Origin of the sequence: Vreelandella songnenensis (assembly GCF_003002925.1) — a bacterium.
GTDB lineage: Bacteria > Pseudomonadota > Gammaproteobacteria > Pseudomonadales > Halomonadaceae > Vreelandella > Vreelandella songnenensis.
Genome location: NZ_PVTK01000002.1, coordinates 317,302 through 330,402, shown reverse-complemented (window position 1 = coordinate 330,402; position 13,101 = coordinate 317,302). Strand labels below are relative to the sequence as shown.

At 58.0% G+C, this 13,101-nt stretch carries 10 protein-coding genes, 1 tRNA gene and 1 other RNA gene; 3 read left to right on the top strand and 9 right to left on the bottom strand.

The window, feature by feature from the left end:
- Nucleotides 1–11 precede the first annotated feature (11 nt).
- The 8 genes from B0H98_RS06080 to betI all read right to left on the bottom strand — a co-directional run bounded on the left by B0H98_RS06080 (nt 12) and on the right by betI (nt 10,803).
- Nucleotides 12–908 carry a carbohydrate ABC transporter permease gene (locus tag B0H98_RS06080; RefSeq protein ID WP_106374165.1) on the bottom strand — a complete coding sequence of 299 codons (897 nt, stop codon included), beginning with the start codon at nt 906–908 and terminating at the stop codon, nt 12–14.
- 1 nt (nt 909) lies between these two features.
- Entirely contained in the window at nt 910–1,797 is an 888-nt protein-coding gene (locus B0H98_RS06075; RefSeq protein WP_106374164.1) for a carbohydrate ABC transporter permease, read from the bottom strand.
- On the bottom strand, nt 1,790–2,890 hold the full coding sequence (locus tag B0H98_RS06070; protein WP_106374163.1) for an ABC transporter ATP-binding protein: 1,101 nt from the start codon (nt 2,888–2,890) through the stop codon (nt 1,790–1,792). Before B0H98_RS06070 ends, B0H98_RS06075 begins: the two co-directional genes overlap by 8 nt.
- Nucleotides 2,883–3,977, bottom strand: a complete 1,095-nt coding sequence (locus B0H98_RS06065; protein WP_106374162.1) for an ABC transporter ATP-binding protein — start codon at nt 3,975–3,977, stop codon at nt 2,883–2,885. The genes B0H98_RS06070 and B0H98_RS06065 overlap by 8 nt, the downstream gene beginning before the upstream one ends.
- 240 nt (nt 3,978–4,217) lie before the next feature.
- A complete protein-coding gene (locus B0H98_RS06060; RefSeq protein ID WP_106374161.1) occupies nt 4,218–6,707 on the bottom strand; it encodes an acyl-CoA dehydrogenase in 2,490 nt (829 codons plus the stop codon).
- A gap of 287 nt (nt 6,708–6,994) precedes the next feature.
- Nucleotides 6,995–8,668, bottom strand: coding sequence for a choline dehydrogenase (gene betA, locus B0H98_RS06055; protein WP_106374160.1), 1,674 nt, complete (start codon nt 8,666–8,668; stop codon nt 6,995–6,997).
- 41 nt (nt 8,669–8,709) lie between these two features.
- Nucleotides 8,710–10,176: a betaine-aldehyde dehydrogenase gene (betB, locus tag B0H98_RS06050; RefSeq protein ID WP_106374159.1), complete on the bottom strand. Its 1,467-nt coding sequence runs from the start codon at nt 10,174–10,176 to the stop codon at nt 8,710–8,712.
- Between the two features lie 12 nt (nt 10,177–10,188).
- Nucleotides 10,189–10,803 (bottom strand): transcriptional regulator BetI, encoded by a 615-nt coding sequence (gene betI / locus B0H98_RS06045; protein WP_208623584.1) that lies wholly within the window; start codon nt 10,801–10,803, stop codon nt 10,189–10,191.
- Between the two features lie 185 nt (nt 10,804–10,988).
- Between betI and B0H98_RS06040 the strand changes: the two genes are divergently transcribed.
- The 3 genes from B0H98_RS06040 (at nt 10,989) to ffs (ending at nt 12,239) form a co-directional block, all read left to right on the top strand.
- Complete coding sequence (locus tag B0H98_RS06040) at nt 10,989–11,921, top strand: choline ABC transporter substrate-binding protein (protein ID WP_422822140.1); 933 nt, start codon at nt 10,989–10,991, stop codon at nt 11,919–11,921.
- Between the two features lie 92 nt (nt 11,922–12,013).
- Nucleotides 12,014–12,090: transfer RNA gene (locus tag B0H98_RS06035), tRNA-Met, on the top strand.
- Between the two features lie 52 nt (nt 12,091–12,142).
- Nucleotides 12,143–12,239, top strand: an RNA gene (gene ffs / locus B0H98_RS06030) — signal recognition particle sRNA small type.
- 103 nt (nt 12,240–12,342) lie between these two features.
- On the opposite strand, the gene B0H98_RS06025 is transcribed toward ffs, so the two are convergent.
- Entirely contained in the window at nt 12,343–13,062 is a 720-nt protein-coding gene (locus tag B0H98_RS06025; protein WP_106374156.1) for a Crp/Fnr family transcriptional regulator, read from the bottom strand.
- Nucleotides 13,063–13,101: the final 39 nt, after the last annotated feature.

Here is a 13,101-nt window from a genome sequence, read left to right as displayed (position 1 = left end):
GCGTGCGCTCCTCAGGTACGGCCCAGGGCAAAGCCCTTGGCGATATGGTTACGGACGAAGTAGACCACCAGAATGCCGGGGATGATGGTGAGCACGCCGGCGGCGGCCAGGGTGCCCCAGTCGATGCCAGAGGCGGTCGAGGTGCGCGTCATGATCATGCCGATCGGCTGGGCGTTGGTGGCGGTCAGCGTGCGTGCCAGCAGCAATTCCACCCAGGAGAACATGAACAGGAAGAAAAGCGTGACGCCGATACCCGAGCGGATCATGGGGATGAAGATCTTGACGAAAAAGCGTGGAAAGCTGTAGCCGTCGATATACGCTGTTTCGTCTATTTCCCTGGGCACACTGCTCATGAAGCCTTCAAGGATCCAGATCGCAAGCGGTATATTGAACAGGCAGTGGGCAAGGGCCACGGCGATATGGGTGTCGAACAGGCCGACTGAATAGTAGAGCTGAAAGTAGGGCAGCAGAAACACCGCCGGCGGCGCCATCAGATTGGTCAGCAGCCAGAAGAACAGGTGCTTGTCGCCAATGAAGGTGAAACGGCTAAAGGCGTAAGCCGCCGGCAGCGCCACGCAGATAGTGATGAGCATGTTCATCGCCACGTAGAGCATCGAGTTGACGTAGCCCATGTACCAGCTTGAATTGGTGAAGATGCGGATATAGTTATCGAAGGTGAGGTTTTGCGGCCACAGCGTCATTGAGCCGAGAATTTCGCTGTTGGTCTGCAGCGACATGTTGATCAGCCAGTAGATGGGCAGAATCATCAATATCAGGTAGACGCCAAGCAGGCAGTTGGCCCGCCAGCGCGAACGGGCGCTGCGGTGACGCCGCTGTGCAGGCGTTATTCTGCTGAAAATCGTGGTGTACTTTTCACCCTGCTGGGTGTTTTCGAGTCGATAGCTCATGCTAGGCACCTCCCTGCGGGGGCTTGTCTTTCTGCATGTGCATGATGGTGGTGTAGAACACCCAGCTCACCAGCAGAATGACCAGGAAATAGATCAGCGAGAACGCCGCCGACGGCCCGAGATCCTGCTGGCCCACCGCCATGGTGGTCAGCGCCTGACTCAAGAAGGTCGTGCTGCTGCCCGGCCCGCCGCCGGTGAGTACGAAGGGCTCAGCGTAGATCATGAACGAGTGCATGAAGCGCAGCAGAACGGCAATCACCAGCACGTTGGTCAGCTTGGGCAGTTGGATATAGCGAAACACCGCCCATTTGGAGGCGCGATCGATACGCGCTGCCTGGTAGTAGGCTTCGGGAATCGAGCGCAGGCCGCTATAGCAGAGCATCGCGACCAGCGGCGTCCAGTGCCATACGTCCATCAGAACGATCGTCACCCAGGCATCGCCAGAATGGCGGGTGATGTTGTAATCAATACCCAGCTCGCGCAGGCCCCAGCCCATCAGGCCGATATCACCACGGGTAAAGATCTGCCAGATACTGCCTACCACGTTCCAGGGAATGAGCAGTGGCAGGGTAATCAGGATCAGCACCGCAGAGGCCTGCCAGCCGCGTTTGGGCATGATCAGTGCAATACCGATGCCCAGCGGAATCTGAATGGCGAGAATCACCAGCGAGAAGGCAATCTGGCGTACAAACGCCGCCTGCAGGGCGCTGTCGTTGAGCATGCTTTTAAACCATTCGGTGCCGGTGAAAAAGCTTGCGTTCGGGCCGAGCACGTCCTGTACCGAGTAGTTGACCACGGTCATCAGCGGGATGATGGCGGAGAACGCCACCAGCACCAGCATGGGAAGCACCAGCAGCCAGGCGCGGTTATTGGATACCTTGTTATTCATGGCCAGTCTCCACTCTGAATTCATCGATATATAGCGCAACGTGGGCATCATCGAAGCGGGCGAACGCCGCCTTGCCGACCGGTGGATGGCCTTCGGGCAGGCGTGCCTTGAAGGTTTGCCCGTTGAGGATAAAGGTCAGCAGTGAGTAGGTGCCCAGATCCTGCACGTTGGCCACTTCAACCGGTACGCTCTCATCGGTGTGGTGGGTGGAGATGGTGATGAATTCGGGACGAATACCCAGCTTGATGTTGGTGGCATTCGCGTTAGCGACAGCGTGCCTGAGTGCTGGGCTCACCGGCAACGGCTGCACACCGAACATGACCTGATCATCTCGATACTCGACGGCCATGAAGTTCATGCCGGGGCTGCCGATGAAGTAGCCCACGAAAGTGTGCGCCGGCCGCTCGAACAGCTCGCGCGGTGTACCGAACTGTACCACCTGGCCTTCGTACATCACGGCAATCCGGTCTGCAAAGGTCGAGGCTTCCAGCTGATCGTGGGTTACGTAGATCATGGTGATATTGAAGCGCTCGTGAATCTCCTTGAGCTTGCGGCGCAGTTTCCACTTCAACTGCGGGTCGATGACGGTCAGCGGCTCATCGAACAATATCGCCGTGACGTCATCGCGTACCAGCCCGCGTCCCATGGAGACTTTCTGCTTTTCGTCGGCGGTCAGATTCTTGGCCTTGCGGCCCAGCAGCGGCGTGAGATCCAGAATATCGGCCACTTCGAGTACCTTGGGCTTTACCCGGTATTCGGGAGTGTTCATGTTGCGCAAGGGAAAGGCGAGGTTGTCGAACACCGTCATGGTGTCGTAGATCACCGGGAACTGAAATACCTGAGCGATGTTGCGCTCTTCAGGAGGCAGCTCGTTGACTCGCTGCCCGTCAAACAGCACATCGCCCTGTGAAGGTTCGAGCAGCCCGGAAATGATGTTGAGCAGCGTTGACTTGCCACACCCCGATGGCCCCAGCAGCGCGTAGGCACCGCCCTGATGCCATATGTGATCCATCTGCCGGATGGCGTAGTCCGCCGCACCCGAAGGCGTTTTTGCGTAGGAGTGTGCCAGGCCTTTCAAGGTAATCTCAGCCATGAAGTGCTCCTCGCTGCGCCGGCGTATGAACGGTATGGCCCTGCTTGTCGAAAACGTAAAGCTGGTGAGTAGGGAAGTAGACCTTCAACGGCTCGTTGACGCTGAACTGGTGGATCCCCGTCAGATGCAGCACCAGGGGGAAATGCTCGTGATGAACGTGCAGAAAGGTTTCGGAGCCGCTGATTTCAGCTACATCCACCTGCACATCCAGCGCCAAGTCATCGGCGCGCCTTGGCTGCAGCGTCAGGTGCGAGGCACGCACGCCAAAGTCGTAATCGCCCGGAGCGAGGCGTTTCAAGTGGTCGTCGCAGGGGAAGTGAAGCGTTTGATCAAAGGTAATATCGTTATCGGTCAATTGGCCGGGCACGATGTTGATGGGGGGTTCTGAGAACATCTCGGCACTGAAGCGGCCGTTGGGTTCGCGGTAGACCTGCTCGGTCGGGCCGTACTGAAGCAGCCTGCCTTCGTGCAGTACCGCCGTGTTGCCACCCAGTGCCAATGCCTCGTTAGGTTCGGTGGTGGCGTATACCGCGATGCAGTTGCGCGCCTTGAACAGCTCGCGCAGCTCGTCGCGAAGCTCCTCGCGCAGCTTGTAATCCAGGTTGACCAGCGGCTCGTCGAACAGGATCAGGTCGGCGTCCTTGACCAGCGCGCGCCCCATGGCGGTGCGCTGCTGCTGGCCGCCGGAAAGCTCTTGAGGGTAGCGGCCAAGCAGGTGCTCGATATGCAGCATTTCGGCGATTTCGCTCACCTGCCGGTCGATTTCGCGTTTAGGGTGTCCGGCCAGTTTCAACGGCGACGCAATGTTGTCGTAAACGGTGAAGCTTGGGTAGTTGATGAACTGCTGATACACCATGGAGACATTGCGCTTGCGCACCGACACGTTGGTGACGTCCTTGCCGTCCATGATGATCTTGCCCCTGGTCGGCGGCTCAAGCCCGGCCATCAGTCGCATCAGGGTAGTCTTGCCGGCAAGGGTCCGACCCAGCAGCACGTTGAAGGAGCCCGGTTCCAGGGTCAGGTCGATCTCACTGATATGCGCCACACCGTTAACGGTGTGATCGATCTTTTGCAAATGTAAGGACATACCGATCTCGCATGCGTCATTGTTTTGGAGTGATCGTTTGATCGCGCGTGCTGTTGAAAATCGATTATACGGTGTGGGTTATAGGGTTTTTATTTTTCGTTTTAGAAAGGCTAATTGACCATTTGTGAACTTGCAACGCGTTTTTAGGCGTGTGGTCTACGCTTTTAGGCGTATCCGATGGCACAAAAAAACCGGCTCCTTCATGGAGCCGGTTGATTACCGCTACTTCAGAATCAAGGCCTATTTTACGCTTGAAGTCTGCTCCTGCTGAACGGGGGCTGCCTTCTTGGCGTTATGATCGATAAGGGTATCCTTGTTGTTGGCAAACGCATCATAGGCGAAGTCGTCTACCGTGAGCATCTCCAGCACTTGGGTTTCAAATTCGCGCATGAAGAGCGTTTCTTCTTCGCTGATCAACCCCTTCTCGAAGGCGACTTCGACACGTGCTTCCGGGTGTAGCGCCGTCTGCGGCAGCTCTCCCTTGGCATAGGCCTTGTTCACCGTACGGTAGATCGCTTCGGCGCGGTCATAATCGACCAGCAACGCGTTGTAGCGGGCCAGCGGATTGGGCTGTTCGCCGTCATCGGTATCCCAGGTGTTGGCCAGAAGCTTGGTGCGCAGGGCGCTGTGGGTGGAAACCCGCTTGGCGATATCTCGTGCCAGGTCATCATGGGGTTTATCCCAGCGGCGGCCGGTGGGCATCGCTACGGCGTTGAGTACTTTACCCAAGGCGCGGTTAGGCAGGTTATCGAAGATTTCCACGAAGGCCTGCTCGGCACGATGCAGGAGGAAGCGGCAGCTGTAGTGGAGCAGGGCGTCTTCGCCTTCCACCTTGTCGCCAGCTTGCCACTGTTTGAGCACCATGGAGGCCAGGTACAGGTTGGAAAGCACGTCCCCGAGCCGCGCCGAGAGCATTTCGCGTTTTTTCAGCGCCGAGCCCAGGCTTGCCATGGCGGCGTCGGCACACAGGCCAAAGGCTGCTGAAAGGCGGGCGATATCCTGTGCATAGGCGGCGGCCGGGGCGTCGAAGGGCACGCCTGGCTTGCCAAAGCCCAGGCCCATGGTAAAGGCACGCGCCGCGTTGCCGAAGATAAGCCCGGCGTGGCCGAAGAACGCCTTGTCGAACGCGTTGATGTCGTTGGCATCCTTGGCAGCCAGCTCATCCAGCACGTAAGGGTGACAGCGAATCGCGCCCTGACCAAAGATCATCAGGTTACGCGTCATGATGTTCGCGCCTTCCACCGTAATGGCGACCGGATTGGCACTGTAACCGATGCCCAGATAGTTGCGCGGGCCAATCGTCACGGCCTTGCCGCCATGTACGTCCATGGCATCGCTCAGGATGACGCGCTGGAATTCGGTCAGCTGGCTTTTCAGGATCGCCGACGGTACCGCGGGTTTCTCACCGTGATCGATCAAATTGGCTGTCTGGTAAACCGTGGCCTGGGCGATGTAGCCCATGGCGGCCATACGGGCCAGCGGCTCCTGCACGCCTTCCATTTCCGCAACCGGCACGTTGAACTGACGACGAACGCGGGTGAAGCCGCCGCTCCATCCCAGCGCGTAGCGGGCGGTGCCGGTGGCACCGGAGGGCAGGGTGATGCAGCGCCCGATGGAGAGACACTCGACCAGCATGCGCCAGCCTTGGCCAATCATGTCCTGTCCACCGATGATGGTATCCAGCGGAACGAAGACATCCACGCCCTTGATCGGGCCGTTCATGAAGGGGCTGCCGATCGGATGGTGGCGGCGGCCAATTTCCATGCCCTGGGTGTCGCGGGGAATCAGCGCCAGGGTAATACCGCGGTCTTCCTCGTCACCCAGCAATTTTTCCGGGTCGAACAGACGGAAGGCAAGGCCCACTACGGTGGCAATGGGGGCCAGGGTGATCCAGCGTTTCTCGAAGGTCAGACGAAGGCCAAGTACTTCCTTGCCATCGATGACTTCCTTGCAGACAACGCCAACATCAGGAAGCGACGTGGCATCGGAGCCGGCGCGCGGGCCTGTCAAACCAAAGCAGGGAATCTCGCGGCCATCAGCCAAGCGGGGCAGATAGTGATTTTTCTGCTCTTCGGTGCCGTACTTCAGCAGCAGCTCGCCCGGGCCGAGAGAGTTGGGCACGCCGACGGTCACCATCAGTGTCTCGTTGGCAGAGAGTTTCTGCAGCACCATGGACTGTGCCTTGGCCGAAAAGCCCAGGCCGCCATACTCCTTGGGAATGATCATCCCGAAGAAGCCTTCCTTCTTCAGGAAGTCCCACAACTGCTGGGGCAGGTCGGCGCGCTCGATGGTAATATCCCAGGCGTTGCACATACCGGCGGCCGTGGCGCACTGGTTATCCAGGAAGGCCTGCTCGTCTTCACGCAGACCCTCATCCTTGTAGTTCAGCAGCGCGTTCCACTGCGGCTTGCCGGAAAACAGCTCGCCATCCCAGGAAACGCTGCCGGCTTCCAGGGCGGTGCGCTCGGTCGCGGAAACCTTGGGCGCCACTTTCTTGAAGATATTGAAGATACGCGGCGTCAGCCATTGGCGGCGCAAGGCGGTAAGCCCTGCCGCTGCTACAGCGATAGCTCCGATCAGCAGTATCACGCCAATAAAGGCGGCATCAAGCAGCAGACCCACGAGTCCCAGTACGCCCAGCAGCGTCAATGCCGCAGCGGCGCCAGCTTCGCGGCGCATGATAATCAACAGTCCGACCACGGCAAGTATGATCAGTAGTAGGGTGAGCATAGAACGTCTCCATGTATTGTTTGGCGCTGTCCGATAACGGTCTGCGTTCAGTCTAGCGTGAAAACGGTGGTCCCGGGGCTGGATGAATCGATAAACATCATTCATGTCAGCACTATTCGAACAGATGTTTGAATATTGGCAGACCTACGCCATTCAGCGCAAGTTGCTAGGATGTTTTATCTAGTCAGCCTGACGAAAAAACGCCACGGCGGCTGGCCGTAGCGTGGAGGAGAGGGGGAGATGGAAGAGAGAGTCGGAGGATGGCGGTCAGTGGCGCCAGGTAACGATTACACCTGCCTGGCGGCTGCGCCGTTGGCGATATAATAATCCACCTGGGCGCGAGGCAGCGGTTCGATGCCGCGAATATGGTCCGCAATCTTCTCGGCCAGCATGATGGTGGGCGCATTGAGATTGCCGGTAGGAATCAGCGGAAACAGCGAAGCGTCGACCACGCGCAGGCCTTCCAGACCGTGTACGCGGCCCTGGCCATCGGTTACTGCCAGCTCATCGCTGCCCATACGGCAGCTGCCGCAAGGGTGGTAAGCGGTTTCAGCATGCTGCCTGACGAACGCATCCAGTTCAGCGTCGGAAGTGACGTCTGGCCCCGGCGCAATTTCGCGGCCACGATACTGGTCAAAGGCGGGTTGGGCGATGATCTCGCGGGTCAGGCGAATGGCGTCGCGAAACTCCTGCCAGTCCTTCTCCTTGGACATGTAATTGAACAGGATACTGGGAGCAGCGTGCGGATCCTTGGACCTCAACTGAATACGGCCGCGACTTTCCGAGCGCATGGAACCCACGTGGGCCTGAAAGCCGTGGGCCTGTACCGCACTCTTGCCGTTATAACTGATGGCAATAGGCAGAAAATGATACTGCAGGTTGGGCCACTCTTCTTCATCACGGCTGCGAATGAAAGCGCAGGATTCAAACTGGTTGCTGGCGCCAACGCCGGTACCCTTGAACAGCCACTCGGCACCGATCTTGGGCTGGTTGTACCATTTGAGCGCCGGGTAGAGCGAGATAGGCTCCTTGCACTCGTACTGGATGTACATTTCCAGGTGGTCCTGCAGGTTTTCGCCTACCCCGGGCAGCGCATGAACCGTCTCAATATCAAGCGATGCCAGAAGTTCAGGATTGCCAACGCCTGAGCGCTGCAGAATCTGCGGCGAGGCAATGGCGCCGCCGCATAGCAGAACTTCACGACGCGCGCTCGCCTGTCGAGTTCTACCTTTCTGCTCAAAGCGCACACCGATGGCCCGCTTGCCGTCAAACTCGATCACGTCGGTTAGCGCGTGGGTTTCAATCGTGAGATTGGCGCGCTTTCGGGCGATATCCAGGTAGCCGCGTGCGGTAGATGAGCGCCGGCCCTTGGGCGTCACGAAGCGGTCCATGGGGCCAAAGCCTTCCTGCTGGTACCCGTTGACATCTTGGGTTTCCGGGTAGCCTGCCTGTTTTCCAGCCTCGATAAACGTGCGGTAAAGCGGGTTGTTGTTACCCTTGGGCGTGGTCACGCTGACCGGCCCATCGCCACCGTGATAGGGGTCGGGGCCAATATCACGGGTTTCACACTTTTTGAAGTAGGGGAGGCAACTGAGGTAGTCCCACTCTTCAAGACCTGGGTTGCTTGCCCAGTTATCGTAATCCAGAGCGTTCCCGCGGATATAGCACATGCCGTTGATCAGTGAGGAGCCGCCCAATCCCTTGCCGCGGCCACACTCCATACGGCGGTTATCCATATGCGGTTCAGGGTCGGTTTCAAACGCCCAGTTATAGCGCTTGCCCTGCAGTGGGTAGGCCAGGGCCGCCGGCATCTGGGTGCGAAAATCCAGGCGATAGTCCGGCCCGCCCGCTTCCAGCAGCAGTACGCTGACATCGCTGTCTTCCGTCAGGCGAGTGGCGAGCACATTGCCGGCCGAGCCTGCGCCGATAATGATGTAATCAAATTCGCGTGGTTGAGCCATCGATTTCTCCCATCCAGAAAGCTAATGTGCGGACGTCTTGGTTAAAACACCGACTCAAACGCGCCCATCTCGATCTGGACAGATTTGGTCTGGGTGTAATGACTAAGCGTTTCGACGCCGTTTTCGCGGCCGATACCTGATGCTTTATAGCCGCCTACCGGCATTTCAGAAGGCGACTCGCCCCAGGTATTGATCCAGCAGATACCCGCTTCCAGCTGATGAATCACACGGTGGGCACGGTTCAGGCTCTCGCTGAAGACCCCAGCGGCCAGGCCGAACGGCGTGTCGTTGGCGCGTTTGATGACGTCTGCTTCATCATCAAAGGCGAGTACCGACATTACCGGGCCGAAGATCTCTTCTTTGACGATACGCATATCATCGGTGCAATCAGTGAACACGGTAGGCGCGGCCCAGGCACCATCGGCCCAGTGGCCGCTGTCCCAGGCGTCGCCACCCACGAGCACGCGTGCACCTTGCTCTTTACCCAGCGCGATATAGGAAAGTACTTTCTCCTGATGCTCAAAGCTGACCAGTGGGCCGAAATTGACGCTGGCATCCATCGGATCGCCGGCCTTGATGCGCGTGACGCGCTCCACCAGCTTGGCTTCAAAGGCGTCCTTGACGCTGCGTTCGATAAACACGCGGGTGCCGTTGGTGCAAATCTGGCCGCTGGAGTAGAAGTTGGCCATCATCGCCGCGTCGGCGGCGCGGTCGAGATCCGCATCAGCAAACACGATCAGCGGCGACTTGCCGCCCAGTTCCATGGTGACGTCTTTCAGCGTCGAACCACCGGCGGCGGCCATCACCTTCTTGCCGGTGCCTACCTCGCCGGTGAACGATACCTTGGCGATACCTTCATGTTCGGTCAGCATGGCGCCAACGCGGCCGTCACCCTGTACCACGTTGAATACGCCATCGGGTAGACCGGCTTCGGTGAATATTTCTGCCAGCTTGATGGCCGTCAGCGGTGTTACTTCGCTGGGTTTGAAGACAATGGCATTACCTGCCGCCAGTGCCGGGGCGGCTTTCCAGCAGGCAATCTGGATAGGGTAGTTCCAGGCGCCAATGGCGCCAATCACGCCCAGCGGCTCGCGCCGGGTGTAGATAAACGAACTCTCCCGCAGTGGAATCTGGCTACCTTCGATGGCCGGTGCCAGGCCTGCGTAGTACTCGAGAGCATCCGCGCCGGTGACGATATCAACGCTTGCCGTTTCACTGATCGGCTTGCCGGTATTCTGGGTTTCAAGCGCGGCCAGCTCATCGTTGCGTTCGCGAAGCAGGGCTACTGCACGGTGCATGATGCGCGAGCGCTCCATCCCGGTCATGGCGGCCCAATGGCGCTGACCGCGCGTGGCTGCATTGACGGCGTCGTCTACATCGGCCTGGCTTGCCTGGCCGACGGTTGCCAGCAGGCTGCCATCAAACGGGTTAGTAACGGTAAAGGTATCGCCGGACGTAGCCGCGACCCGGCGGCCGTTGATATAAAGCGAAATGTCTTGAGTGGCCATGCGGTTCTCCTGTCAGGCGTGAGGCGTGGTGGATGTGTAGCCGTGATGTGCAAGTAACTGGTCACAGTAACTGCGTGCCAGGTAGCGCGCGGCTTCGGCGTCAAATGCGTCTGGCGCCAGGGCACCGCGCAGCCACAGGCCATCGATCATGGCGGCAAGGCCTTGAGCAGCATTACGCGCTTCATCGCGGGGTAGAATGCGCCGGAACTGATAGCTCAGATTGGCGTAAAGGCGCCGGTCATTGACGTACTGCAGCCGCTGCAGTGTCGGCTTGTGCATGCTGCTGGCCCAGAAGGCAAGCCAGGTCTTGGCGGCAGGGCCTGTGACCTGGCTACGGTCGAAGTTACCTTCAATGATGGCGCCAATATGCGCGCGGGGAGAGTCATCCTTTAACGCCCTGCGGCGTGCGGCGACTGCGTTGGATAGATCTGTCAGGATCTGGCGCATGGTGGCTTCAAGCAGCCCATCCTTGCCGCCGAAATAGTGGCTGATGATCCCCGCCGAAACCCCTGCGTGGCGCGCAATACGCATAATCGTGGCTTCGCCAAGACCCACCTCATCGATAGCCGCCATGGTGGCGTCGATCAGCTGTTGGCGACGAATTGGTTCCATTCCTACCTTGGGCACGACGGTCTCCCCATCACGTTGAAAGTCTGCCTTGAAACACGCGGCCTTGCATGGTTACCTGTATAGGTTGGCATTTTTTTATTGAACGTTCAATTAATGAAAGGTTCGCGTTTTGTGTAAAGCTATCGGCGCAGACGCGAATACGTACACGAAGAGTTCTTTCAAATACAAGAAGGGGAGCGATGATGAAACGTATCTGTACTTACGGGTTGGGCGGAATTCTGGCAAGCGCGCTATTGCCTTCCACTGTGTTGGCCGATGAGTGTGCCAGCGTACGCTTTGCCGAGGTAGGCTGGACCGATATTACCGCAACCACTGCGCTTGCCAGCGAAGTGCTGGAAGCATTGGGCTATGAAACGCGGATCGATACCGTATCGGTTCCGATTGCCTATGCGGGAATGCGCAACAACGATTTTGACGTTTTTCTGGGTAACTGGATGCCTTCGATGGCGTCTATCAGCGACCCCTATGTCGAGCGCGGCGATGTCGAGCGCCTGGCGGTCAACCTGGAAGGCGCTAAATACACCTTGGCGGTTCCGCAGTATGTATATGATGCCGGCGTCACTTCCGTGAATGATCTGGCAGAACACGCCGAGCGGTTCGAGCAGCGATTGCACGGCATTGAAGCAGGTAATGACGGCAACGAGCTTATCGAGCAGATGATCGACGACAATGCTTACGGACTTGGCGATTGGCAGGTGGTGGACTCGAGTGAAGCGGGCATGCTTTCTGAGCTGACCACGCGTATCCCCAACCAGGAGTGGATGGTCTTCCTGGGGTGGGAGCCGCACCCCATGAACACCAATTTCGACATGGCCTACCTGTCCGGTGCCGACGACTACTTCGGCCCTGACCTGGGCGGTGCCACCGTGCATACCAATACGCGGGCCGGCTTTGTCGAGCAGTGTCCCAACATAGGCACACTGCTGAGCAACATGACCTTTACACTGGAGATGGAAAACCAGCTGATGGGAGAGATCATGGACGATGGCGAGGACCCCCGAGCAGCAGCCAATGCCTACCTGAAGGATCACGACGATGTTCTGCAGGCGTGGCTTGAAGGCGTGACCACCAAGGCGGGCGAGCCTGCCTTGCCAGCTGTTCGGGCTGCGCTATAGGCGCTTTGCTAACAGATTGAAAAGGCAGGCCGATTTGCGGCTTGCCTTTTGCACCGAGAATAGGCATACTCTGCACCCGCTGATGTCGGAAAGGCTACGTAGCTCAGCTGGTTAGAGCACATCACTCATAATGATGGGGTCCCCTGTTCAAATCAGGGCGTAGCCACCACATCACGCACGATACAGCCGGTTTTCTAGTGTCTGTATCACTATGGTGGCCCCTTAGGTCCTCCCGCAACGCGAAACTGCAAACCCCGCCAGGCCCGGAAGGGAGCAACGGTAGTGGTGGATGCGTGTGCCGGGATGTGGCTTTTGGGGCCGCCTCCATTTTTGTTTGCACTTCCAATCTGTTATGGCTTTTACGCCTTTTACGTCTGTACCCAATACTCGTTGTAAAGCCCGTCCCAGCGGTGCTTAGGCTCTAAATCAGTTGGCGTGGATTGAGCAGGCGGTCATAGGTTTCCTCGACCATTGCATAGCACTCGCAAACGCGTTCTTCCAACCCCTGTCGGTCAATGATCTTGATATGACCACGGTAGTAGGAAATCAGGCCAGCCTTCTGAAGCTTGCACGCCGTCTCGGTAATTCCCTCACGACGCACCCCCAGCATATTGGCAATTAACTCTTGAGTCATGGCTAATTCGTTGTTTGGCCATCGGCCAATATGGAGCAGTAGCCAGCGGCATAGCTGCTGGTCGAGGTTATGATGACGATTGCATATCGCTGTTTGCGCCACTTGTGCCAGTAAGGCTTGCGTATAACGCAGGAGTAGTTGCTGCATAGGGCCTGCGCGGAAAAATTCCTCTTTGAGCAGGTGTCCCTTGATACGTAGTGCCTGGCCGCCTCTCTGCACAAGCGCTCGGCTAGTGGGACTCTCATCGCTCATAAACAGCGAAACGCCCACCACCCCAGTATTGCCAACCACGGCAGTTTCTGTCGAGGAGCCATTATTGATCATACCGAGCAGCGAGACGATAGCGTCTAGCGGAAAGTAGGCGTACTCCATTAGCTGTCCCGGTTCACACAGTGATTGCCGGGGCGTCAATGTTACCTCTTCTAGATTAGGCAGCAGTCGATTCAATTCTTCTTCAGGCAATAAGCCAAGCAACGTATTTTGCCGACACTCATGGCGTTTTTGCATTCTTATCTCTTTTATAATGTCAGTAGCGCAGTTTGAACA